At 56.6% G+C, this 22,386-nt stretch carries 26 protein-coding genes; 6 read left to right on the plus strand and 20 right to left on the minus strand.

Annotated elements, in window-relative coordinates:
- Window position 1 precedes the first annotated feature (1 nt).
- Complete coding sequence (locus tag U5K34_RS13480; protein ID WP_322568919.1) at window positions 2-727, minus strand: hypothetical protein; 726 nt, start codon at window positions 725-727, stop codon at window positions 2-4.
- 111 nt (window positions 728-838) lie between these two features.
- Between U5K34_RS13480 and U5K34_RS13485 the strand changes: the two genes are divergently transcribed.
- Window positions 839-1,051: a hypothetical protein gene (locus U5K34_RS13485; protein WP_322568920.1), complete on the plus strand. Its 213-nt coding sequence runs from the start codon at window positions 839-841 to the stop codon at window positions 1,049-1,051.
- Window positions 1,041-1,445, plus strand: coding sequence for a type II toxin-antitoxin system death-on-curing family toxin (locus U5K34_RS13490; protein ID WP_322568921.1), 405 nt, complete (start codon window positions 1,041-1,043; stop codon window positions 1,443-1,445). The genes U5K34_RS13485 and U5K34_RS13490 overlap by 11 nt, the downstream gene beginning before the upstream one ends.
- A 63-nt stretch (window positions 1,446-1,508) precedes the next feature.
- On the opposite strand, the gene U5K34_RS13495 is transcribed toward U5K34_RS13490, so the two are convergent.
- From U5K34_RS13495 to U5K34_RS13570, 16 genes are all read right to left on the minus strand, one after another.
- Window positions 1,509-1,814: an SET domain-containing protein gene (locus tag U5K34_RS13495; RefSeq protein ID WP_322568922.1), complete on the minus strand. Its 306-nt coding sequence runs from the start codon at window positions 1,812-1,814 to the stop codon at window positions 1,509-1,511.
- On the minus strand, window positions 1,801-2,583 hold the full coding sequence (locus U5K34_RS13500) for a TatD family hydrolase (RefSeq protein WP_322568923.1): 783 nt from the start codon (window positions 2,581-2,583) through the stop codon (window positions 1,801-1,803). Before U5K34_RS13500 ends, U5K34_RS13495 begins: the two co-directional genes overlap by 14 nt.
- 135 nt (window positions 2,584-2,718) lie before the next feature.
- The gene (locus tag U5K34_RS13505; RefSeq protein ID WP_322568924.1) at window positions 2,719-3,087 is read right to left on the minus strand and encodes a PilZ domain-containing protein; all 369 of its coding nucleotides are present in this window, start codon (window positions 3,085-3,087) and stop codon (window positions 2,719-2,721) included.
- A 25-nt stretch (window positions 3,088-3,112) separates the two neighbouring features.
- Complete coding sequence (locus U5K34_RS13510) at window positions 3,113-4,117, minus strand: DNA polymerase III subunit delta' (protein WP_322568925.1); 1,005 nt, start codon at window positions 4,115-4,117, stop codon at window positions 3,113-3,115.
- On the minus strand, window positions 4,114-4,731 hold the full coding sequence (tmk, locus tag U5K34_RS13515) for a dTMP kinase (protein WP_322568926.1): 618 nt from the start codon (window positions 4,729-4,731) through the stop codon (window positions 4,114-4,116). Before tmk ends, U5K34_RS13510 begins: the two co-directional genes overlap by 4 nt.
- Entirely contained in the window at window positions 4,728-5,747 is a 1,020-nt protein-coding gene (gene mltG / locus U5K34_RS13520) for an endolytic transglycosylase MltG (RefSeq protein WP_322568927.1), read from the minus strand. Before mltG ends, tmk begins: the two co-directional genes overlap by 4 nt.
- Window positions 5,748-5,766: 19 nt before the next feature.
- Window positions 5,767-6,606, minus strand: a complete 840-nt coding sequence (gene pabC / locus U5K34_RS13525) for an aminodeoxychorismate lyase (protein ID WP_322568928.1) — start codon at window positions 6,604-6,606, stop codon at window positions 5,767-5,769.
- The gene (locus U5K34_RS13530) at window positions 6,606-7,967 is read right to left on the minus strand and encodes an aminodeoxychorismate synthase component I (RefSeq protein WP_322568929.1); all 1,362 of its coding nucleotides are present in this window, start codon (window positions 7,965-7,967) and stop codon (window positions 6,606-6,608) included. The genes pabC and U5K34_RS13530 overlap by 1 nt, the downstream gene beginning before the upstream one ends.
- A gap of 206 nt (window positions 7,968-8,173) precedes the next feature.
- On the minus strand, window positions 8,174-9,415 hold the full coding sequence (gene fabF, locus U5K34_RS13535; protein ID WP_322568930.1) for a beta-ketoacyl-ACP synthase II: 1,242 nt from the start codon (window positions 9,413-9,415) through the stop codon (window positions 8,174-8,176).
- A gap of 107 nt (window positions 9,416-9,522) precedes the next feature.
- On the minus strand, window positions 9,523-9,759 hold the full coding sequence (acpP, locus tag U5K34_RS13540; RefSeq protein WP_322568931.1) for an acyl carrier protein: 237 nt from the start codon (window positions 9,757-9,759) through the stop codon (window positions 9,523-9,525).
- Window positions 9,760-9,917: 158 nt separating this feature from the next.
- Window positions 9,918-10,661, minus strand: a complete 744-nt coding sequence (gene fabG / locus U5K34_RS13545) for a 3-oxoacyl-ACP reductase FabG (RefSeq protein WP_322568932.1) — start codon at window positions 10,659-10,661, stop codon at window positions 9,918-9,920.
- A 202-nt stretch (window positions 10,662-10,863) separates the two neighbouring features.
- Complete coding sequence (gene fabD, locus U5K34_RS13550) at window positions 10,864-11,799, minus strand: ACP S-malonyltransferase (RefSeq protein WP_322568933.1); 936 nt, start codon at window positions 11,797-11,799, stop codon at window positions 10,864-10,866.
- A gap of 195 nt (window positions 11,800-11,994) precedes the next feature.
- Window positions 11,995-12,960, minus strand: a complete 966-nt coding sequence (locus U5K34_RS13555) for a beta-ketoacyl-ACP synthase III (RefSeq protein ID WP_322568934.1) — start codon at window positions 12,958-12,960, stop codon at window positions 11,995-11,997.
- Window positions 12,957-13,985 carry a phosphate acyltransferase PlsX gene (plsX, locus tag U5K34_RS13560; RefSeq protein WP_322568935.1) on the minus strand — a complete coding sequence of 343 codons (1,029 nt, stop codon included), beginning with the start codon at window positions 13,983-13,985 and terminating at the stop codon, window positions 12,957-12,959. Before plsX ends, U5K34_RS13555 begins: the two co-directional genes overlap by 4 nt.
- 131 nt (window positions 13,986-14,116) lie before the next feature.
- Window positions 14,117-14,293, minus strand: a complete 177-nt coding sequence (gene rpmF, locus U5K34_RS13565; protein WP_310692544.1) for a 50S ribosomal protein L32 — start codon at window positions 14,291-14,293, stop codon at window positions 14,117-14,119.
- A 14-nt stretch (window positions 14,294-14,307) separates the two neighbouring features.
- Window positions 14,308-14,838, minus strand: a complete 531-nt coding sequence (locus U5K34_RS13570) for a YceD family protein (protein ID WP_322568936.1) — start codon at window positions 14,836-14,838, stop codon at window positions 14,308-14,310.
- 211 nt (window positions 14,839-15,049) lie between these two features.
- Here U5K34_RS13570 and U5K34_RS13575 point away from each other — a divergent pair, with 211 nt between their 5' ends.
- The 3 genes from U5K34_RS13575 (at window position 15,050) to U5K34_RS13585 (ending at window position 19,121) form a co-directional block, all read left to right on the plus strand.
- Window positions 15,050-16,468: an acetyl-CoA carboxylase biotin carboxylase subunit gene (locus U5K34_RS13575; protein ID WP_322568937.1), complete on the plus strand. Its 1,419-nt coding sequence runs from the start codon at window positions 15,050-15,052 to the stop codon at window positions 16,466-16,468.
- A gap of 129 nt (window positions 16,469-16,597) precedes the next feature.
- Entirely contained in the window at window positions 16,598-18,421 is a 1,824-nt protein-coding gene (oadA, locus tag U5K34_RS13580) for a sodium-extruding oxaloacetate decarboxylase subunit alpha (RefSeq protein ID WP_322568938.1), read from the plus strand.
- Between the two features lie 118 nt (window positions 18,422-18,539).
- Window positions 18,540-19,121 carry a nucleoside triphosphate pyrophosphatase gene (locus tag U5K34_RS13585; RefSeq protein WP_322568939.1) on the plus strand — a complete coding sequence of 194 codons (582 nt, stop codon included), beginning with the start codon at window positions 18,540-18,542 and terminating at the stop codon, window positions 19,119-19,121.
- Between the two features lie 164 nt (window positions 19,122-19,285).
- On the opposite strand, the gene U5K34_RS13590 is transcribed toward U5K34_RS13585, so the two are convergent.
- A complete protein-coding gene (locus U5K34_RS13590; RefSeq protein WP_322568940.1) occupies window positions 19,286-19,675 on the minus strand; it encodes a hypothetical protein in 390 nt (129 codons plus the stop codon).
- 79 nt (window positions 19,676-19,754) lie between these two features.
- On the opposite strand from U5K34_RS13590, the gene U5K34_RS13595 reads away from it, so the two are divergent.
- Entirely contained in the window at window positions 19,755-21,149 is a 1,395-nt protein-coding gene (locus tag U5K34_RS13595) for a glycosyltransferase (RefSeq protein WP_322568941.1), read from the plus strand.
- A 32-nt stretch (window positions 21,150-21,181) separates the two neighbouring features.
- On the opposite strand, the gene fabG (U5K34_RS13600) is transcribed toward U5K34_RS13595, so the two are convergent.
- Window positions 21,182-21,901, minus strand: a complete 720-nt coding sequence (gene fabG / locus U5K34_RS13600) for a 3-oxoacyl-ACP reductase FabG (RefSeq protein WP_322568942.1) — start codon at window positions 21,899-21,901, stop codon at window positions 21,182-21,184.
- Window positions 21,898-22,362: a hypothetical protein gene (locus U5K34_RS13605; RefSeq protein ID WP_322568943.1), complete on the minus strand. Its 465-nt coding sequence runs from the start codon at window positions 22,360-22,362 to the stop codon at window positions 21,898-21,900. Before U5K34_RS13605 ends, fabG (U5K34_RS13600) begins: the two co-directional genes overlap by 4 nt.
- Window positions 22,363-22,386: the final 24 nt, after the last annotated feature.

Genomic DNA, 22,386 nt, shown 5'->3' on the forward strand with positions numbered 1-22,386 from the left:
TTCATGCGCCGGTGAGAAGTAATTTGCCCAGCAAGGCCACACTGAAGCCGATTACTGCCCCCAGCGGTGGGGCCCAGTGACGATTGAGCCGCGATTGCGGTGCGATATCCTGGAAGATCAAATACAGGATACCACCTGCGGCAAACAGCATGATGCCGCCGAGTAGCATTGGATAATCGGTCAAGAAGACCCAGCCGAGCAAACCGAACACCGGGCCCAGCAGGGTCAACAGGGACATGAACGTCAGCGTGCGCTTGTGGTGGAAATTCTCCGCTGCCTTGAGTTCACGGTAGGCGTTGAATCCCTCGGGGATATTCTGCAACCCGATCAACAGAGCCAGTAACGGTCCCGAGCCCGAACCCACAGCGAAGATCCCGCCCAGTGCCATCGACTCGGGCAGATAGTCGAGCAACATGGCATTGAGCTGGGGCACCTCCGACTTGTGCTTTGCCAGAACCTTCTCGACCACGAAAAAAGTGACCCCGCCGGCCAGTACAATCAGCGCGATCAGCCCTGCCCTGTTATCCAGATGGCCGATCCCCTCGGGAATCAACACCAGCGCAACGGCCGATAGCAATACTCCGCCACCGAAGGCGATGACGAAATGACGAAACTCGTTCTCAACCCAGTTAGGACGGATACGCTCGATTTTGGCCAGAAACCCGCCCAGCGGAATACAGGCCCCGGCCAGGGCGGTATACAGCAGGATTGAACCGAGTTCGCTCATCAGGGGTCCGGTGGATAGTGTTCCAAATTAACTATAACATTGATTTTACTAGGAAACACAGATGTCATGACATATCTTGACTTATCAGGTCCGCCATACTAAAGTTTAATTATGGCAAATATCAAAATCAGTTCCAAAGTCGATGACGCCACTTGGAAAGAGCTGCGGGAACTGGCACAGGAATCGCACAAAAGCATTTCCGGCGTCCTGACCGAAGCGATTGAGGATTATGTACGCAAACATCGCGTCCGTCCGATCGTCCTCGAACATCTTTCTGATTCCATCAGAGAAAACGAAGAATTAGGCAAGTTACTTGCCAAATGAACCGATTCAGTTTTTAACACTTGATGAAGTGCTGGAAATACACAACCGGCTGATTCGCCATTTTGGAGGCCCCGACGGGATACGTGATATGGGCTTGTTAGAGAGCGCCCTGTTCCGTCCCCGAACCGGCTACTACCAGGATCTGATCGAAATGGCAGCCGCGTTATTTGAATCCCTGCTGATGAACCATCCGTTTGTCGATGGAAACAAAAGAATCGCCTTTTTTGCGACAGATATCTTCTTGCGATTAAATGGCTGGAAATTTCAGGTTAAACCAGATGAGGCCTATAGTTACATCGTTGGCCGGTTGGAAAATCGGCAGGCAGATTTTGAAAGCCTCAGACAATGGATACAACAATCCGTAGTCAGACTAGATAGCACCAATCGCCCGTAAACCGGCCGGTCAACAATAAATATAGGCCGGATAAAGCGAAGCGGTATCCGGCACCCCCCACGTTTACTCTTCCCACTCATCCCCATAATTGTGCACCAGCTCCTCGCCAGGCTTGATATTTTTGAGTGCCATCACGGTGAGATCGTCGTAATAAGCGACATTGGCCTTGCGCGAGTGATTGATAAACCGAAAATCACAGATCACCTCACGTCCCTTGCCATCGTCGCACCACAGCACATAGGGTCCGTCTTTTTTGGCCGCACGGGTCTTGAGATTACCCAGAAACTCGCCCTTCTTGATCGGCGCGGTGGCAAACAGGCCCTTGCCGTGAATTTCGCTTTCAGCAACTTCAAATTTATTTTTTGTCATGTTTAAACAGCTCGAAATAGTTGTTGGTGGTTTGTTCTGCAATCGTCTCGACTTGTGTCTCGCGCAATCCCGAAATAAACTCGGCCACATGGCGGGTCCAGGCCGGTTGATTGCTTTTGCCGCGGTAGGGAACCGGGGCGAGATAGGGGGAATCGGTTTCAACCAGGTAGCGATCAGCCGGGACGTTTTTGGCGACTTCCTGCAGTTCCCGGGCGCTTTTGAAGGTGACGATGCCGGAGAAGGAGATATAGAAGTTGAGATCCAGCGCCTTTTTGGCGGTCTCCCAGTCCTCGACAAAACAGTGCATGACGCCGCCGATCTCGTCCGCCTTCTCCTCTTTAAGAACCCGCAGGGTATCCTCGGTCGCATCGCGCATGTGGATGATCAGCGGCTTGTCGCTCTGTTTGGCGGCGGCAATGTGGCGACGGAAGCGATCGCGCTGCCATTCCAGATCGCCTTCGCTGCGAAAATAGTCCAGGCCGGTTTCGCCGATGGCGACGATGTTTTCGTCTTCAGCAAGTTTGACCAGTTCATCAACATCCGGATCGTGGCCTTCATCCTCATTGGGATGCACGCCGACCGAGGCGGAGATGAAATCGTGCTGGCGGGCCACATCCAGTACGTCGGTGCGGTTTTCCATGTTGATGCAGACACACAGCATATGCTCTACCCCGTGCTCGCGGGCATTTTGCAGCGCGCCTTCCAGCTGGCCGTCGAACGGTTCCAGATCCAGGCGATCGAGATGGCAATGGGAATCGACCAGGTACATATTAGCTTACAATTTCCGATGAATTTGGCCGAGCATGATACTACAGAATAGTGACGAGGTACGAGGGACGAGTAACGAGGAAAACAAAACCGCTCTTTTACTCGGCCCTCGTCACTCGTACCTCGGCCCTGTTCTTTACATAGTGTGGGTCTGACGATCGGATTTGAGGGCGCCGGCCAGGTAGGTTTCGATCTTGGTGCGGGCGTTGCCGCCGTCCTGTTCGCTGAATTGCACGCCGATGCCGGCGGCGCGGTTGCCCTGTGAACCTTTGGGGGTGATCCAGACGATCTTGCCGGCCACGGGCAGTTTTTCTTTCTCTTCCATCAGGGTCAGCAGCATGAACACCTCGTCGCCGAGGTTGTAACTCTTGTTGGTGGGAATGAACAGGCCGCCGTTTTTTACGAACGGCATGTAGGCGGCATAGAGTGCGCTCTTGTCCTTGATGGTCAACGAGAGTATGCCCTGTCGTCCGCCGCCGGGGGCTTTGGGAGGTGCCGCAACCATAGAATTCCTCGTTCGTGTGTCCTGTTCAGACGCGCCGGGCGCTGAATAAGCCAGCCCAGTCGATCATCAGATCTTCCCACAGCAACTGCGGGTTGATGGTCGTTTCGGTCAGACGCCGGGCCTGTTGCAGTTTGTCCAGCAAGTGATGCAGAGCGCTGTATTCCACCGGGGTGGGAAGTGCCTGCAACTCCCCTGTCATGTCGTTGTTTTTAATATTGTTCTCATCATAGGCCAGCCGGATCAAATCGGCAACCCAGTGATACATCCAGTGTATCGGCAACTGGCGATCCAGCTTGAGTGCTTCCTGTGCCGTGGCCGCGGCGGCCAGCGGATCGGTACGACCGTGTGCGCAGCCGATCAGCGCCTCGATCAGCTGCTGGCGCACTTCCAGCCAGCCTTCACGCAAATAGTGCGCCGCGAGCCGTGGTGCGCCGGCGGCGAGCCGCAGGGCCAGCTCGGCCTCCTGCGGTGCGCTGTCGGGGGCTTCCTGTTGCAGCCACGCCAGGGCGGTTTGCGGATCGGGGCTGGTCAGCCGCATTGGCTGGCAACGGCTGCGGATGGTGGCCGGCAGCCGGGCCGGTGAGGCCGTAATCAGGATCAGCAGCGTGCTGGCGGGCGGCTCTTCCAGGGTCTTGAGGAAAGCGTTGGCGGCGTTGGTGTTCATCATCTCGGCCGGTTCCACGGTGACCACCCGGTAGCCGCCATAGTGGCCGGTCAGGGAGAGATGCTGGATAAGCTGGCGAACCATGTCGACCTTGATTGGCTTGCCCGGTTCCTCCGGTTCCAGCCGCAGCCGATCCGGGTGGGTCTGGGCCGCGAGCCGCTGGCAGGCGGGACACGTCCCGCAGGCCTGGCCGTCCTCGCGCGGTTGCTCACACAATAGCGAGGCGGCCAGCCGGTCGGCGAATGCCGCCTTGCCGATCCCCGCCTCGCCGCTGACAAGCAGCGCATGGGGGAGGCGCTGCTGCCGGCGGCCCGCCTGCAGCTGCTGCCAGGCGTTGACATGCCATTGACTGACCGGGATCGTCATAGCAGAACCGATAATACCGCGGCAATCTGTTGCTGTACCTGTTCCAGTGCCGGGGCCGCATCGATCACCCGAAACCGGGCGGGTTCCTGGCGGGCGCGGATCAGGTAGGTTTCGCGCACCCGCTCGAAAAAGTGTTGTTGTTCCCGTTCAAACCGATCCGGCGTGCTGCGCTGACCGGCCCGTTGCAGCCCCTGCTGTACCGGCATGTCCAGCAGCAGGGTCAGGTCCGGGCGCAGATTGCTTTGCACCCATTGTTCGAGCTGGGCAATACGCTGAAAATCAACGCCGCGCCCGCCGCCCTGGTAGGCGTAGGTGGCATCGGTGAACCGGTCACACACCACCCATTGACCTTCCGCCAGCGCCGGTTTGATCACCTGCTCAAGATGCTGGGCCCGGGCCGCGAACATCAGCAGCAGCTCGGCATCCACGCTCATCGAATTTTGACTGGCATCCAGTAACAGTTCACGAATGCGCTCGCCCAGCACGGTGCCACCCGGCTCGCGGGTCATCACCACCTGCTTGCCGGCCTCGCGCAGCCAGGCTTCGATAAAACCCAGGTTGCTGCTTTTACCGGCGCCCTCCCCGCCTTCGACGGTAATGAAATAACCGCTCATTGATTATCGTCCTCGTTATTTTTATAGGAAGAGAAGGAACGTTTGCGGCCCTTGAGCTGGTATTGGATCACGGCCTGGTTATGTTCTTTCAGGGTTTTGGAAAAATAGTGACTGCCGTCACCGCGGGAAACGAAATAGAGATACTCCGTCTCATCAGGATGCAGCGCGGCATGAATCGCCTCGCGCCCCGGCATGGCGATGGGGGTCGGCGGCAGTCCGCCACGGGTATAGGTGTTATAGGGTGTGTCGTTGCGCAGATCGCGACGTCGGATATTGCCATCATAATCGTCGCCCATGCCATAGATGACCGTGGGATCGGTCTGCAAACGCATGCGTTTTTCCAGCCGGTTGACGAACACGCCGGCGATGGTATCCCGCTCTTCGGGGACGCCGGTTTCCTTTTCCACGATCGAGGCCATAATCAGCGCTTCATACGCTGTCTCATAGGGCAGTCCGACGGCCCGTTGCGGCCATTGTTCTTCCAGGTAGTCAGCCATGGCGTTGTAGGCCTGCTTGAGAATCGCCACATCGCTCATTCCGCGGGTGAAGCGGTAGGTATCCGGCATGAAGCGACCTTCCGGGTGTTCATCGCCGTGACCGATCGCCTGCATGATCGCTGCGTCCGACAGTCCCAGGGTTTTTTGTTCCAGCTGCGGCGTGGTGTGAATCGCGGCCATCATCTGTTTAAAATTCCACCCCTCGATCAGGGTCAGGGAATATTGAATGACTTTTCCCTGATACAGCAGGTCCAGAAAATCCTGAACCGTCATCCCGGGTTCAAGTCGATACTCGCCCGTATGGATCTGGGTGCCTTTACCGGTGAGGCGGGCGTTGAGCAGGATGTAACGGGGCTTTTCGATAACCGCCTGTTCGGCCAGGTTATCCACCACACGTTTCAGGCTGGAGCCTGCTTTGATCTCGAAGGTCAGTGGCGCCTCATCGGGCAGGGACAGGGGTGAGGACAGATAATCGCGATAATCTATCCAGAACGCGCCAGCAACCAGGGCCGCGCTCACTATGCCAGCGGCCAATAGCCTAAAAATCAGATTCCGCATGCTGCCATCGTACTGCGTCGAGTTTATCCTGAAGCTGTTTGATCCGCGGGACGGGATCAAGCCACCGCTCTTCCAGTTGTCGCACCGGCCACAGGCCGATGACGCTGTTGGTTAAAAACAGACCATCCGCCTCGTCCAGCGCCTGGCGGGTCGTGTCATCGACCTGCACCTCCAGGCCCAGTGTCGGGGCCAGATCGATGATCTGTTGACGCATAATACCCTGAACACCGCAGGCTGATAAGTCCGGGGTATGCAATGTGTCATCCTTTAACCAGAAAAGATTGCTCATGGTGCCCTCGATCACCCGGTCCCGGGTATCCAGCATCAGCCCTTCCTGGATTGTTTCATCCTCCCACTCGCGGCGCGCCAGGATCTGTTCCAGCCGGTTGAGGTGTTTGATCCCCGCCAGTTGCGGTTGCACGGCCAGGCGGGTGCGGCAAAAACGCAGCCGTACGCCCTGTTCGGTATATTCGATCGGGTGCACCGGCCAGGGATGGAGCATGACGATCCGGTTCGCGGCCGGTTGGGCCGGGGCCCGATAACCCCGTCCGCCCGGGCCGCGCGTGAGCATCAGTTTCAGCACGGCCTGCTGGCGCCCGACCAGCAGTTCCCGGATATCGGCCCGCCACCGGGCGCCATCGGGCAGCGGGATGCCCAGTCGTTGCGCCCCCTGCGCCAGTCGTTGCAGATGCGCCTCGAGAAATTCCACCTTGCCGTTACGTACCGCCAGGGTTTCAAACAGGCCGTCGCCGTACTGGCAGGCGCGATCGGTGATCTCCAGTTGCCGGCTGTCGAGGCCGTTGATCCGACAGCCCAGCATCAGCTTACGGCGCCCAGTGCCAGCAACATACCGCGCGCCTTGTGTTCGGTTTCCTGCAGTTCGTTTTCACCGATCGAATCGAACACCAGCCCGGCGCCGGCGCGCAAGGCGAGGTGTTCGCCCTGCTGGGTGATGGTGCGGATCAGAATATTCAGATCGAGATCGCCGTTGTGATTCAGATACCCCAGGGAACCGGTATAGGCGCCGCGCGGGACCTGTTCGAGTTCGGCGATGATCGCCATACAGCGCTCCTTGGGACAACCGGTAATCGTCCCACCGGGAAACACCGCACGGATGGCCTCGCCGGGTGTCACGTCCTTGCGCAACCGGCCCGTGACATTGGAAACAATATGATGGACGTGCGCATAGGTCTCCAGTCCCATCAGCTCATCGACTTCGACACTGCCCGGCTCACAGACCCGCCCGAGATCGTTGCGTTCCAGATCGATCAGCATGATATGTTCGGCGCGCTCTTTGGGATGGCCGATCAGTTCCTGCAGATTGGCCGTATCGCCGTGTTGTTCCCGGCCCCGTGGGCGCGTTCCCGCAATCGGCCGGGTTTCGATACGCCCGCCCGAGATTTTCACCAGTCGTTCAGGCGAGGAGCTGATCACGTTCAGGCCCGGCAGTTGTGCCAGCGCGGCGAACGGCGCGGGATTGGTTTGACACAATTGTTGATAGAGATCCGCGTCGGCCGGTGCCGGTTTCACCTCACCCTGCCAGCCACGCGACAGATTCACCTGAAACACATCCCCTTCGACGATGTAATGCTTGACCCGCTCGACGCCGCGCAGATAATGCTGCGGATCATCGGCGTCCATGTTGATCTGTTGCGTCGGCAGGCGGTCGCGGGTCTTCTCGGCCGTACGGGCAATGTCCTGCTCAATCCGTGCCAGTATCGATTTCTGTGCGGGCTCGGCCACCAGGCTGGTCTGGCCTGTCTGATGATCGTGGATCACTGCCGCCGGAATCCGTGTCAGTACGGCCACGGGTTGCTCATCATCCTTTGGCAGATCCAGTCGCGGCTCGATCTGGGCGGCCACCTCATAACCCAGATAAACAAACCAGCCGCCGGTAAAGGGCAGATCAGGTGATATATCGGTATCGGTTTGTTCCTCACGCCAGAGCCGATCCAGCAAGGTCAGAAAATCGCCGTCGCCATACGCTTCCCCGTTACGGGTAATGCGATTGTCCGCCCACAGGGCGTAGCTGTCGCCGGGAAACGCAAACAGAATATCGTAGCGCGCCGTCGCCGGTCGCGGTTCGGCCACCACGGCGCTTTGCAACAAAAAGGGGTAACGTTCGGGGTTCAGGCGGTGTAATGCCAGCAGGTCGACCGGTTGGGATACTGTGCTTGGCATGTGTTTAATTCTCAAAATAAAAGAATTACCACCAAGACGCCAAGACACAAAGGAATATTATTCCGGAAACAAAACATGCAAAATCAACTGCACGTTTTTTGTTTTAGCGATTAAATCACTGTCCTTTCCGTGGCAAACTTTTTTATTGTTACTTCGTGTCTTCGTGTCTTGGTGGTGAATCTCTTTTTCAGTTTTTGACTGAGAACCTATTCCGGTTTGCGGAAGACCAGGGTGCCGTTGGTACCGCCGAAGCCGAACGAGTTGGACAGTGCGGTGTCGATTTTCATCTGCCGGGCTTCGCCGGGGACGAAGTCGAGATCGCAGTCTTCGCTCGGATTGAAAATGTTGATCGTCGGCGGGGCCACCTGATCGCGAATCGCCAGGCAGGTAAAGATCGCCTCGATGCCGCCGGCCGCGCCCAGCAGATGACCGGTCATGGATTTGGTCGAACTCATTGCCAGCTTGTAGGCGTGATCGCCAAAGGTGCGCTTGGCGGCGGCGACTTCGGCGGCATCGCCGGCCGGGGTCGAGGTACCGTGGGCATTGATGTAGTTGACCTGCTCGGGATTGATGCCGGCATTTTTCAATGCCGCATTCATGCAGCGGGCCGCGCCCTCACCGCCTTCCGACGGCGAAGTCATGTGATAGGCATCGCCGCTCATACCATAACCGGTCACTTCCGCATAAATCGTCGCATCACGGGCTTTGGCCTGCTCGTATTCTTCCAGGATGACCACACCGGCACCATCGCTTAATACGAAACCATCGCGCTCCTGATCCCAGGGACGGCTGGCGGTTTGCGGATCGTCGTTGCGCGTGGACAGGGCGCGGGCGGCGGCAAAGCCACCCAGTCCGGAGGGGGTGGTGGCCATCTCGGCACCGCCGGCGATCATCACATCGGCATCGCCGTATTCGATCAGGCGGGCCGCGTCACCGATACTGTGGGTCGCCGTCGCACAGGCGGTAACCAGCGCGATATTCGGACCCTTGAAGCCGTAACGGATCGACAGGTTACCGGAGATCATGTTGATGATCGTGGCAGGAATCAGAAACGGCGAAAACTTGCGCGGTCCGCCCTTCTCAAACGCCTCGTAATTTTTTTCGATGGTGCCCAGACCGCCGATGCCCGAACCGATCGCCACGCCCATACGTTCGGCATTGCTCTCGGTGACTTCCAGCCCGCTGTCCTCGATCGCCTCGATAGCGGCGGCGATGCCGTAATGGATGAAGGTATCCATCTTGCGCGCGTCCTTGCTGGACATCACGCTGGTGACATCAAAATCCCGCACCGAGCCACCAAAGCGGACGGCGAAATCGGAGACATCGAAATGCTCGATGGGGCCAATGCCGCTGTTGCCGGCCAGAATATTTTCCCAGGCTGTTTTGACGTTATTGCCGACCGGAGACAGCATCCCCATGCCGGTAACAACAACACGACGCTTTGACACGCTGAGTCCTCTTACCAGTTGTCGCTACAAGTGGCGAAACAGAATAAGCAAAAGGCCGCACTCACAGTTTAACGTGGTGCGGCCCGCAAAAACGCTTAGCAGGTCGATTACTTAACGTTGTTGTTAATGTAATCGATAGCCTGCTGAACGGTGGTAATCTTTTCGGCATCTTCATCCGGAATTTCGGTTTCGAACTCTTCTTCCAGAGCCATCACCAGTTCCACGGTATCCAGTGAATCTGCGCCCAGATCGTCAACGAAAGAGGCTTCCTTGGTCACCTCGTCCGCTTTTACGCCCAACTGTTCGACGACGATTTTTTCTACACGTTCTTCAACACTGCTCATGTGTTTTGATCCTCTTGATGTTTGAAACTTTCAGCCCTGAGCGCTGTGTGCGGCCGCTATTGTAGTGAAATCAGGGTCAATATGCCACATTCCAGAACGTTAAACACACCGCACTTTGGCGCTCATTTTACTCTTTTAAATTCATGAACTTACAGGCGTTATGCCATATACATCCCGCCATTGACATGCAGCGTCTCGCCGGTGATGTAGCCCGCGCCGGGCGAGGCCAGGAAGGCCACGGCCTGGGCGATTTCCGCCGGATCGCCGAGACGGGCCAGCGGGATCTGCCCCAGCAGCGCCTCACGCTGCGCCTCGGGCAGGGCCCGGGTCATGTCGGTGTCGATGAAGCCGGGTGCCACCACGTTGACGGTGATGCCGCGCGAGCCCACTTCCCGGGCCAGCGACTTGCTGAACCCGATGACCCCCGCCTTGGCCGCGGCATAGTTGGTCTGCCCGGCATTGCCGGAGACCCCCACCACCGAGGCGATGCTGATGATCCGGCCCTTTTTGGCCTTGCTCATGGGCCGCAGGCAGGCCTTGGTCAGACGGAAAATGGAATTCAGGTTGGTGTTGATAATATCTTCCCACTCCGCGTCTTTCATGCGCATCAACAGGTTATCGCGGGTGATACCGGCGTTATTGATCAGAATGCTCGGGGCGCCATAGCTTTCTTCCACCTGTTTAAGGGCGGCATCGATACTGGCGGTGTCGGTGACATCCATCATCACGCCCATGCCGTCGATCCCGGCCTCTTTTAAATAAGCGGTGATCTTCTCCGCACCGCCGTCGGAGGTCGCCGTGCCAACCACGCTGGCGCCCTGACGTCCCAGCTCCAGTGCGATCGCCTGACCGATACCGCGGCTGGCGCCGGAGACAAACGCAATTTCGTTTTCCAATGTCATCACTTTCCCCTGTTGGTCAGTGGCTGAATATAAACCTTTTCACCACCAAGACACTAAGACACCAAGGTAACAATATTAATACTCAATCTTCGTGTCTTGGTGCCCTGGTGGTTAATCTTTTAATTCGTGTCTGGTTGTAGGAGCGGCTCTGCCGCGATAGTCCAGAATCGCGGCAGAGCCGCTCCTACAACCTCGTATCTCGCTACTCGCCCCCTGTTTGAAGCGCAGCTTCAATTGAAGCTGAATCAAACATAGCTTCAGCGAGCATATTTTTATCTATCCGTTTATTCAGACCGACCAGCACCTTGCCGGGGCCGCATTCGATCAGGCGGTCCACGCCGTCGGCGGCCATTTTCTGGATCGTCTCCACCCAGCGCACCGGGTTATAAAGCTGGCGTACCAGGGCGTCGCGAATGGCGGCCGGATCGGTGGGGGCGGCGACATCCACATTGTTGATCACCGGGACCTGCGGTGCCTTGATCTCGATCTGCTCCAGCACGGAGGCCAGCTTGTCGGCGGCCGGCTGCATCAGGCTGCAGTGGGACGGCACGCTGACCGGCAGCACCAGGGCGCGCTTGGCGCCACGTTCTTTTGCCACGTTGACCAGGCGCTCGACCGCGCTCTTGTTTCCCGCGGCGACCACCTGGCCGGGCGAATTGAAGTTGACCGGCGCCAGTACCTCGCCGTCGGCCGCGGCCTCACAGGCCTGGCGCACGGCGTCATCATCCAGCCCCAGGATTGCTGCCATGGCGCCTTCCCCGGCCGGCACGGCGGCCTGCATCAGGCATCCGCGTTCGGCCACCAGGCCGATCGCCTCGGCAAAATCCAGACTGCCGGCACACACCAGCGCGCTGTATTCACCCAGACTGTGCCCGGCCATCACCGCCGGCATCGCCCCGCCCTTCTCCTGCCAGACCCGCCAGGTGGCCACCCCCGCCGCCAGCATCGCCGGCTGGGTGATATCGGTCCGGTTTAAATCCTCGGCCGGCCCGTCCTGCACGACCTGCCACAGATCGTATCCGAGCTTCTCCGACGCCTGCGCGAAAGTCTCGCCGACCTGCGGATATGCCGCGGCCAGATCCTTTAACATGCCTTGTGACTGTGAACCCTGCCCGGGAAAAACAAACGCCAGTGTCATTAATAACCTCTTTTCATGAAATTCTGGGAATAACGCAAAGAACGCAAAGACGCAAAGGTCGCAAAGGATTTATTATTCATTGCACAAAAGCTTCGATGCTTGAGATACCGGTTAGTGAACTGTACATAACAAAATTTATATTATTTTACTTTGCGTTCTTGGCGTCTTAGCGTCCTTCGCGTTCCTTCCACCAATCTAGAATGTGAGCAACGCCGAGCCCCAGGTGAAGCCGCCGCCAAAGGCTTCCAGCATGATCAGCTCGCCGCGCTTGATCCGTCCGTCGCGCACGGCGATGTCGAAGGCCAGCGGGATGGAGGCGGCCGAGGTGTTGCCGTGTTCGCCGACGGTGACGACGACGTTATCCATCGACATATCCAGTTTGCGCGCGGTGGCGGCGATGATGCGAATGTTGGCTTGATGCGGCACCAGCCAGTCGATCATGGACTTGTCCATGTTGTTGGCCGCCAGGGTTTCATCGACGATACGACCCAGCGTATTGACCGCCACCTTGAAGACTTCGTTGCCTTTCATCACAATCCGGGCACTGCCGTCCTTGAACTGCTGCGGATGTTCTGCGATCCCGGCGGGTACGGTCAACAGTTCCTTGTACTGGCCGTCGGCATGAATGTGGGTGGAATGCACGCCCGGTTCATCACTGGCGGAGAGGACGACTGCGCCGGCGCCGTCACCGAACAGCACACAGGTACTGCGATCGCTCCAGTCAATAATATTGGAAAGCGTTTCGGCGCCTACCACCAGCGCATTTTTGACCGCACCGGATTTAATATAGAGATCGGCAACACTCAGGGCATAAACGAAACCGGTGCAGACCGCCTGGATATCGAATGCCGGGCAGCCGTGAATATCCAGTCGTTGCTGCAACAGGCAGGCGGTGCTGGGAAAGACCCGATCGGGCGTGGTAGTGGCGACGATGATCATATCGATGTCGGCCGGCTCCAGGGCGGCGGCTTTAATCGCACGCCGTGACGCCTGTTCGGCGAGATCGCAGGTAGTCTCGTCCTCCACGATATGGCGTTCCCGGATCCCGGTACGATCGATAATCCATTCGTCCGAGGTTTCCACCATCTTTTCCAGATCCTGATTGGTCAGAATCTTTTTGGGCAGGTAACTGCCGGTCCCTGTTATGCGTGAATAGATCAACTTGCCTGCCTCTCTGCCAACTGGCTCTCCAATACCCGGGTGATCCGGGCCGGGACATTCTTGTTCACTTCCAGCACCGCCTCGGAGATGGCGGTGGCAAAAGAATAGGAATCGGCACTGCCGTGACTTTTAATCACGATGCCCTGCAGCCCCAGCAGGCTGGCGCCGTTATATTCACGAGGATCGATACGCTTTTTGAAGGCTTTGAGGACCGGCATGGCGATCAGGCCCGCCAGCAGGGTCAGCGGATTGCGCCTGAACTCCTGCTTCATATAATAACTGATCATCTTGGCCACACCCTCGGTGGTTTTGAGCATGACGTTACCCACAAAACCGTCACACACGATCACATCGGCGGCGCCTTTGAAAATGCCATCGCCTTCGACGTAACCGATATAATTGAGATTGCTCTTGGCCAGCAAACGTGCCGCTTCCTTGACCCGCTCGTTACCCTTGATCTCTTCCTCGCCGATATTGAGCAGGCCAATGGTCGGTTCCGATTTGTTATCCACCGCGGCGGTCAATGCCGAACCCATTACCGCGAACTCGACCAGCGTTTGCGCATCGGAGTCGACATTGGCGCCCAGATCGAGCACATGGGTATGACCTTCGATGGTCGGCAAGGTGGTGCAAATGGCGGGACGATCGATGCCGGGCAGCATCTTCAGTACAAACCGGGCGGTGGCCATCAGGGCACCGGTATTACCGGCACTGACGCACGCCTGCGCCCGGCCTTCCTTGACCAGGTTGATGGCCACGCGCATGGAGGAATCTTTTTTACCGCGCAGGGCCTGGGAAGGCAGCTCATCCATCTCCACCACTTCGGTGGCATGCTGGATAGTCAGTCGATCGCTGGTTTTCTTTTGCGCCGCAATCGCTTTTTCGATCACCGGTTCCTGACCCACCAGAATCAGCTGCATTTGCGGGTGTCGGGAAAGTGCCTTGAACGCCGCCGGCACAACGACATCGGGGCCGTGGTCACCGCCCATGCAGTCCAGTGCAATTGTGATCGAAGTGTCGGTCATCAGGCTGTCGATTCGAAAATTTCAGCGTTCCAAGCAAAGACGGGACATGGAAAGTCCATGTCCCGTATCCCTGTTGTTATCGTGTCATGCTATAACCGCCTGCCAGGGGCAGGCACCCGCGCAATGGCGCGTTATTCGCCTTTGTCGACAACCTTGCGGCCACGGTAGTAGCCGTCCGGGCTGACATGGTGACGCAGGTGGGTTTCCCCCGTGGTCGGTTCGATCGACAGTGCGGCGCCGGTCAATGCATCGTGGGAACGACGCATGCCACGCCGGGACGGGGATTTTTTGTTCTGCTGAACAGCCATCTGGATTACCTCGTTTAACCTTTATCCGGTGTTTTCAAATCGGCCAGAACCTGAAACGGGTTGTCCTGACCGGCCTTGTCCTGTTCTTCCTCCGGCGCCACATAGTCCCGGGCCGGACATTCCTGTAATTCATGCATCGGTATCTGTGGCAGGGCGAGGAGCAATTCATCCTCGATGATATCCGCCAGCACCACGGGCACCGATTCTACTATAAAGGGTTCATAGCCCCCCGGCAGGCGATCCGCCTCGGCCGTGGAACCTACAAACGCGAGCGCCAGGTCAATGTCGACCGGACAGCTCATGGCTTCAAGACAGCGTTGGCACGGTACGCTGAGATCGACCTGGATGGTGCCCTGCAAATAATGCACGCCCATCTCATCCACCCCGAAACGCAGGCTGACCGCCGCTGCACCGCTTTCTGTGGCCAACAGAGGCAACAGACGCTTCATCTGGCGCAGGGGCAACTCCCCATCATATTCCCGGCCCTGTTCGGCCAGGCGGTAGGGGTCGACCTGTACCGGCAGCCGATCTTGCCGTCTTGACATAGGCCGCGAATTGTATCGGCGGATCAGCATGCTGTCAAAAAATTCCTTGAATATCGGGCTGTTCCGTGACCCTCGCCGCAGCCTGGGCCGCGCCCAATCAGCGCCGGGCGATCCCGGCTCGGATCGCGGCGACTTGACAGGCCCCGAGGGTTCACTTACACAGAGAAGTCCCGGTGTCGGGGCGTTTGGCATACAGATTGTAAGGCATTAGATGATCAAAAAAATCCTGATAGCCAACCGCGGCGAGATCGCGGTGCGAATCATCCGTGCCTGCGCCGAACTGGGCATCAAATCGGTGGCGGTCTATTCGGAAGCCGACCGCTACGCCCTGCATGTCAAAAAGGCCGACGAGGCCTACAGCCTGGGCCCGGACACCGTCGCCGGCTATCTCAACGCCCACCGGCTGGTCAATCTGGCTGTGGCGACCGGCTGTGACGCCCTGCACCCCGGTTACGGCTTCCTGTCGGAAAATCCGGAGCTGGCCGAAATCTGCGCCCGGCGCAATATCCACTTCATCGGGCCCGAGTCGCGGGTCATCCGCCAGATGGGCGACAAGACCCGGGCCCGCGACCTGATGCGCAAGGCCGGGGTCCCCGTCACCCCCGGCAGCGACGGCAATGTCGCCGATCTGGACGACGCCGTGAACGTGGCCAGTGCCATCGGCTATCCGGTCATGCTCAAGGCCACCTCCGGCGGCGGTGGCCGGGGCATCCGCCGCTGCGACAACGAGCAGGAACTGCGGCGCAATTACGGCCGGGTTATCTCCGAGGCCGAAAAAGCCTTTGGCAGCGCCGAGGTGTTTATCGAAAAATACATCGGCAATCCGCGCCATATCGAGGTGCAGATCCTGGCCGACCAGCACGGTAACGTCATCCATTTGCTGGAGCGGGACTGCTCCATCCAGCGCCGCCACCAGAAACTGCTGGAAATCGCCCCCTCCCCCCAACTCACCGACGAGCAGCGCCAGTTGCTCGGCGATCTGGCCGTGCGCGCCGCCGGGGCGGTCGGCTATACCAATGCCGGCACGGTCGAGTTTTTGATGGACAGTGGCGAGAATTTCTATTTCATGGAGATGAATACCCGCCTGCAGGTGGAACACCCGGTCACCGAGGCGATCACCGGGGTCGATATCGTGCAGGAACAGATCCGCATCGCTTCGGGGCTGACCCTGAGCTTCAGCCAGCAGGACATCCGGCGCAATGGTTACGCGATTGAATTTCGCATTAACGCCGAGGATCCGAAAAACGACTTTCTGCCCAGCTTCGGGCGTATCACCCGTTACTTTGCCCCCGGCGGCCCCGGCGTGCGCACCGACGGCGCCATCTATACCGGTTACGAGATTCCGCCCTATTACGATTCCATGTGCGCCAAGCTCATCGTCTGGGCCCCGACCTGGGACGGCGTCATCGACCGTTCCCTGCGCGCGCTGCAGGACATCGGCGTTTACGGCGTCAAGACTACCATTCCCTATCATATGGAAATCCTGCGCAACGCCGAATTTCAGTCCGGGCATTTCAATACCAGCTTCGTCGAATCCCATCCGGAGCTGATCGACTACTCCGAGCGGCGCGACGATCGCGCCATCGCCGCCACCATCGCCGCGGCGATCGCGGCGAACATGGGACTGTGAACTACAATTATGAATGTTGAATTTTAAATTTTGAATTAATGCCAACGTGTAATTCAAAATTCAGCATTAAAAATTCAAAATTGTTTTAAGACCTCTGCGTTAAAAAGACATTAAAAACAGGACTCATCCATGCCCAAGGTCAAGATTACCGATACTATCCTGCGCGACGCGCATCAATCTCTGATCGCCACGCGCATGCGCACCGAGGACATGCTGCCGATCTGCGAGAAGCTCGATCAGGTCGGTTACTGGTCGCTGGAGGTCTGGGGCGGTGCGACCTTCGATGCCTGTGTGCGGTTTTTAAAAGAGGATCCCTGGGAGCGACTGCGCCAGTTGCGCGAGGCGTTGCCCAACACGCAACTGCAGATGCTGTTGCGCGGTCAGAACCTGCTTGGCTATCGCCACTACGCTGACGATGTGGTGCGCGAGTTCGTCGCCCGGGCCGCGGATAAGGGCATGGACATCTTTCGTATCTTCGATGCCATGAACGATCTGCGCAATATCCGCGTCTCGGTCGAGGCGGTCAAACAAAGCGGCAAGCATGCCCAGGGTGCCATCTGTTACACCACCAGCCCCATTCATACCCTTGATCGCTTTGTACAGCTGGGCAAGGAGATTCAGGAGATGGGCTGCGACAGCGTCGCCATCAAGGACATGGCGGGACTGTTAACCCCGCCGGTCACCGCGCAACTGGTCTCGGCGCTGGTCAGCGAGCTGGATATCCCGGTGTTCACCCATTCGCATGCCACCGCCGGGCTGGCGGACATGTGTCACTACAAGGCGGTGGAAAACGGCGCCACCGGTTTCGATACCGCTATCTCCTCGTTCTCCGGTGGCACCAGCCATCCGCCCACCGAGAGCATGGTCGCCGCCTTCAAGGATACCGAATACGATCCGGGACTCGACCTGCCGCTGCTGCAGGAGATCGGGTTTTACTTTCGCGAGGTGCGCAAGAAGTATCACCAGTTCGAAAGCGAATTCACCGGCCTGGATACCCGCGTGCAGGTCAACCAGGTCCCCGGCGGCATGATCTCCAATCTGTCGAACCAGTTAAAAGAACAGGGTGCCCTCACCCGCATGAATGAAGTCCTCGAGGAGATCCCGCGGGTGCGCAAGGAACTGGGTTATCCGCCACTGGTCACGCCCACCTCACAGATCGTCGGCAGCCAGGCGGTGATGAATGTGCTCGCCGGCAAGCGTTATGCGACCATCACCAACGAGGTGAAACACTATCTGCAGGGCCGCTACGGCCAGGCACTGGGCGAGATCAGCCCGCAGGTACAGCACATGGCCATCGGCAACGAGGAGGTAATCAAATGCCGCCCCGCCGATCTGATCCCGCCGGAAATGGACAAACTGCGCAAGGAGATCGGCCCCCTGGCCAAATCGGAAGAGGATGTGCTGACCTACGCCATGTTCCCGGAACTGGGGCGCGATTTTCTGCAACAGCGCGAGGACGGCAAGCTGATCCCCGAGCCGCTCGAGCCGCCCAACGTCAATAACGCCAATGGCCAGAAGGCCGCCACCGAGTTCAACGTCACCCTGCACGGCGAGAGTTATCACATTAAGCTGACCGGGCGCGGTTATCCCAAGGAACATTTGCGCCCCTACTACGTTACCGTTGACGGGGTGCCCGAAGAGATCCTGCTCGAATCGCTGGATGAGATCGCTCTCGGTGGCGAAGGCGGTGATGAACGCCACGCCCGTTCCGCCGCCGGCAAGCGTCCCCGGGCCACCACCCCTGGCCACGTCTCCACCTCCATGCCCGGCACCATCGTCGATGTGCTGGTCAACGTCGGTGACGAGGTCGAGGCCGGCGATCCGGTACTGATCACCGAAGCGATGAAAATGGAAACCGAGATCCAGGCGCCGATAAAAGGTATCATCAAGGCCATCCACGTCACCAAGGGCGAAAGCGTCAACCCGGACGAGGCGCTGGTGGAGATAGAATAAAAAACAAGATCTCACCACGAAGACACAAAGACACGAAGAAGTCATTATTTCTGGTTTTCTTCGTGGCTTCGTGTCTTCGTGGTGATAGAAAACTTCAAACAATGAAAGATATTTGTCTATGAGTAATAAGCTGGTCCTCGCTTCCACTTCGCCGTTTCGCAAGGCCATCCTGGAAAAATTCGGTGTGCCGTTTGATACCGCCTCCCCAAAGGTGGATGAAACGGCGCGGGCCGATGAGTCCGCCGAGCAACTGGTCAGACGGCTTGCCGAAGCCAAGGCCCGCGCGGTGGCCGGACAATTTCCCGACGCACTGATCATCGGCTCCGATCAGGTCGCGGTGATAGACAACAAAATCCTCGGCAAGCCCGGCGATCACGCCAGGGCCGTCGAACAACTGCGCGCCGCTTCCGGCAAGACAGTCACTTTCCTCACCGGGCTGTGCCTCTATAACAGCACTACCGATCATGCCGAGTGTGACGTGGTGCCCTTCAAGGTCCATTTCAGAAAGCTGGATGACAGCCAGATTGAAAACTATTTAGACAAAGAGCAGCCCTACAACTGCGCCGGCAGTTTCAAGTCCGAAGGGCTGGGCATCGCCCTGTTCGAAAAACTCGAAGGTGACGATCCCAATACCCTGATCGGCCTACCGTTAATCAGACTGATACGGATGCTGGAAAAAGAAAACTGGAAGATTATCTAGGATTAGCTCGCTCAGTTACGCGCTTCTCCACGATACCTGAAAAGATATTTAAAACCACGACTTAATCAACGATGGTCAACACCCTCGCCAAGACCAGTTATAACTTATGTGGAAGCATTAAAAAAGGGCGGGGATACCGCCCTTTTACAACAGGCATTACTCAATTAGAGCATCATGAGTTCTTGCTGGATGTTTCTATTGAGGTTCTGCACCCAGCCATTGTAATTGGAATGGATATTGGTTCCGTCGTAATCGAGATTCGTGGAATCCTTATACTCGATCGAATAACTCTTGGTATCATAAGTAATATCCACTACAGCAACATGGCTTCGGAGCATGAGACGCCCTTCCATCTTGCCCGGTGCCAGCTTCTTGATATTCCAACCGAGCGAGGCACCAGCTCGAATTATCGCTTTTTCGACCTGTTCTATCGAAGGTTCGTTCTGCAGAGAAATTGCAGCATCATCGACATTCATAACCGGATTCGAACGACACCCTGCCAGTGCGGCAACGGTCACCAGCAACCCCATCATCATCCATTTCCAGAGTTTCATTTTCCCTCCTGTCTATATTTTGTGTTGTACTATATATGCTAAACTAGCACTAAAATAGTGTATAAAATTCTTCAGTTACATGTCCAGCAACTACGCCATCATTATTCCTGCTTTTAACGAGGCCAGAACACTACGCGATATTGTCGAATCCGCATTAGAGTTTTCTAATGTTGTGATCGTCGTGAATGACGGATCACAGGATGAAACGTCGCAGGTGGTTAAAGATCTACCAATCAAACTGATTGAACACGCACAAAACCAGGGGAAGGCGGCAAGCCTCTGGGATGGCATCCAGGAAGCCAGAAAACACCAGGTCGACTATTACATAACGCTCGATGGGGACGGCCAGCATGCTCCGTCTGACATTCCACGCTTGCTCAGTAAACTGGAACAACATCCGGACGATATCATTATCGGGGCACGTCTGTCGGACAAGTCGGCAATCCCGGCAAAACGCTACTATGCCAACCGGATTGCCAACTTCTGGCTGGCCTGGGCAGCGGGTTACCCGATGTCCGACAGTCAGTCCGGGTTCAGGGTCTACCCTGCCCGGCTGTTTGAGGATCTTGAAATATCCACTTCGAAACGTAGCAGCTTTGTTTTCGAGAGTGAGATTCTAATCAAGGCAGCGCAACGGGGCATCAAGAGCAAGGCTGTCAGCATACCGGCGATCTATACCCAGGATGCGCGTCCAAGTCACTTTCGAGGGGTCAGGGATATCACACTGATTACGCTCATGGTAGCCCGACATCTGCTACTGCGAGGAATGTATCCGCAAGGCCTGTATCGCTCGGCAATCAAACCCCGATTATTACCCGATTATCAGGGCAAACCTGAATATGCCGGTTATCTTATGGGTCTGCTCTCCACACTGGTCATTATTATGACCCTCGGAATCTCTCTACTGGGGAGCCTCTTGTATGTCAGAAAAACAGTCAGAGCGGCAACATGCCGTGCAGACTACGATTTCGTGGTGATACTTGGCAAACAACTGAAAAACAACAAGCCGGATCGAGAATACATAGAACGACTGGAAACCGCATACCAGCTTTATGACAAGAACAGCCATCTCGAGTTTTATCTGTTAGGCGGGATTACCACGGATTCGGAAATCAGCGAATCAAGCGCGGGTGCGGACTATCTGATAGAACAGGGTGTAAAACCTGCACAGATTCATTGCGAGGAACAATCACGCAATACGTTGGAAAATCTCGCACAACTTCGCGAAAGTTTTCCTTCTAGCGACCTGAAGATCATCCTGATCACGAGCCCTTACCATCTTGCGCGCGCTGGCTCCATGGCCAGGCAATTCGGATTTAAGGTTAGCCTCTGTCCGGCAAATACAATCAACTCAAAGAAAATGATCGCAAGATACATCGGTGAAGCAATTTTACTGCACTGGTATATTACAGGCCTCATATACTCCAGAATAACCCATAACAGAGCCTGGCTATCGCGCATTAGTGCCAGATAATCGCCAGGTTCACAATGAATAAAGCCCCGCGTTTATATCATAGCGCCGTTCACACCGATAACCTGTCCGGAAACATAGCCGGCAGCCTCAGAGGCCAAAAATGCAACTACGCTGGCAACTTCCTCCGGCTTACCCGATCGCGACATCGGCACCAGGCGCTTTATCGTGTCCTTATCAAATATTTCCTTTGTCATAGCGCCTTCGATGATACCCGGTGCGACAACATTGACAGTAATACCACGCGATCCCATTTCCTGGGCCATCGACTTGGAAGCACCAATCAACCCCGCCTTGGCGGCAGCATAGTTGGCTTGACCACGGTTTCCCATAACTCCGGCAACCGATGAAATAATGATAATTCGCCCCCAACGGGTTTTTATCATGGGTAAAAGAAGGGGTTGAGTGACATTAAAAAAGCCGGTGAGATTTACATCAATAACATTATCCCACTGTCTACCCTGCATTCCAGCCATTACCGCATCATCATGAATACCGGAATTGTTAACCAGTACCTGAATGGGGCCGGCCTCGAGAAGCTCTTCAAGTCTGGCGTTTGTCTCATCTCTGTTAGTAACATCAAACTGAACGGGACAGGCATGACCGCCATTGTGATGGATGTCCTCCGCCGTGCGCTCGGCCTGCTCATAATTGGAATTTGCATGTACATAGACAAAACAGCCAGAAGCAGCAAGGGATCGGGCAATCGCCCCACCAATATCTCCGCTACCACCAGTGACCAAAGCGCGTTTCATGACTGTTCTCCGTTTACGATATTACCAAATACTGTAGCGCGCCCCGATGCCAGTGTAGTTACACCTACAGTTACTGAAAACTCATAAATCATATTCTTTCCATCGGAATAGATCTTGCTGGCAATGATAACAAGTTCGTCAGGAATATCCGACAAATCACCATCAACAAGATAAACGTCTTTCAATCCGGCAAGATATCCGCCTTGAGAGCCGCTCTGTTGTTCGTTCACCAGACTGCCATGAATTGCCATAGCCTGTGCGCCATATTCAATCAAGGCGGACATAGGCAGTTTGTATTTATTACGCAATGGGTTATTACTATCAACGTGTGTGCGGGATCTGCATGTAATAGAGTCCTGATCCCAGTCACTGACACGCTCGATAAGACACATAGCACCGGCATGCGGAATTCTCTGGCAAATTGTATTTATTCCGGCCAAAAACTTGTTTGATTTGCTCATGAATAAACAATACCGGTTATGCAG

Source organism: Thiohalophilus sp. (genome assembly GCF_034521165.1).
Lineage (GTDB): Bacteria > Pseudomonadota > Gammaproteobacteria > UBA6429 > Thiohalophilaceae > Thiohalophilus.

What these genes read in the sequence shown, in the direction of transcription:
- U5K34_RS13605 (WP_322568943.1), bottom strand. Translation starts at nt 22,362, where the DNA reads ATGAGCAAATCAAACAAGTTTTTGGCCGGAATAAATACAATTTGCCAG.
- U5K34_RS13510 (WP_322568925.1), bottom strand. Translation starts at nt 4,117, where the DNA reads ATGACGATCCCGGTCAGTCAATGGCATGTCAACGCCTGGCAGCAGCTG.
- U5K34_RS13505 (WP_322568924.1), bottom strand. Translation starts at nt 3,087, where the DNA reads ATGGTTGCGGCACCTCCCAAAGCCCCCGGCGGCGGACGACAGGGCATA.
- U5K34_RS13575 (WP_322568937.1), top strand. Translation starts at nt 15,050, where the DNA reads ATGATCAAAAAAATCCTGATAGCCAACCGCGGCGAGATCGCGGTGCGA.
- fabG (WP_322568932.1), bottom strand. Translation starts at nt 10,661, where the DNA reads ATGACATTGGAAAACGAAATTGCGTTTGTCTCCGGCGCCAGCCGCGGT.
- oadA (WP_322568938.1), top strand. Translation starts at nt 16,598, where the DNA reads ATGCCCAAGGTCAAGATTACCGATACTATCCTGCGCGACGCGCATCAA.
- U5K34_RS13480 (WP_322568919.1), bottom strand. Translation starts at nt 727, where the DNA reads ATGAGCGAACTCGGTTCAATCCTGCTGTATACCGCCCTGGCCGGGGCC.
- U5K34_RS13570 (WP_322568936.1), bottom strand. Translation starts at nt 14,838, where the DNA reads ATGTCAAGACGGCAAGATCGGCTGCCGGTACAGGTCGACCCCTACCGC.
- U5K34_RS13595 (WP_322568941.1), top strand. Translation starts at nt 19,755, where the DNA reads ATGTCCAGCAACTACGCCATCATTATTCCTGCTTTTAACGAGGCCAGA.
- fabD (WP_322568933.1), bottom strand. Translation starts at nt 11,799, where the DNA reads ATGACACTGGCGTTTGTTTTTCCCGGGCAGGGTTCACAGTCACAAGGC.
- U5K34_RS13485 (WP_322568920.1), top strand. Translation starts at nt 839, where the DNA reads ATGGCAAATATCAAAATCAGTTCCAAAGTCGATGACGCCACTTGGAAA.
- fabG (WP_322568942.1), bottom strand. Translation starts at nt 21,901, where the DNA reads ATGAAACGCGCTTTGGTCACTGGTGGTAGCGGAGATATTGGTGGGGCG.
- acpP (WP_322568931.1), bottom strand. Translation starts at nt 9,759, where the DNA reads ATGAGCAGTGTTGAAGAACGTGTAGAAAAAATCGTCGTCGAACAGTTG.
- U5K34_RS13495 (WP_322568922.1), bottom strand. Translation starts at nt 1,814, where the DNA reads ATGACAAAAAATAAATTTGAAGTTGCTGAAAGCGAAATTCACGGCAAG.
- U5K34_RS13590 (WP_322568940.1), bottom strand. Translation starts at nt 19,675, where the DNA reads ATGAAACTCTGGAAATGGATGATGATGGGGTTGCTGGTGACCGTTGCC.
- plsX (WP_322568935.1), bottom strand. Translation starts at nt 13,985, where the DNA reads ATGACCGACACTTCGATCACAATTGCACTGGACTGCATGGGCGGTGAC.
- tmk (WP_322568926.1), bottom strand. Translation starts at nt 4,731, where the DNA reads ATGAGCGGTTATTTCATTACCGTCGAAGGCGGGGAGGGCGCCGGTAAA.
- rpmF (WP_310692544.1), bottom strand. Translation starts at nt 14,293, where the DNA reads ATGGCTGTTCAGCAGAACAAAAAATCCCCGTCCCGGCGTGGCATGCGT.
- pabC (WP_322568928.1), bottom strand. Translation starts at nt 6,606, where the DNA reads ATGCTGGGCTGTCGGATCAACGGCCTCGACAGCCGGCAACTGGAGATC.
- U5K34_RS13530 (WP_322568929.1), bottom strand. Translation starts at nt 7,967, where the DNA reads ATGCCAAGCACAGTATCCCAACCGGTCGACCTGCTGGCATTACACCGC.
- U5K34_RS13500 (WP_322568923.1), bottom strand. Translation starts at nt 2,583, where the DNA reads ATGTACCTGGTCGATTCCCATTGCCATCTCGATCGCCTGGATCTGGAA.
- U5K34_RS13585 (WP_322568939.1), top strand. Translation starts at nt 18,540, where the DNA reads ATGAGTAATAAGCTGGTCCTCGCTTCCACTTCGCCGTTTCGCAAGGCC.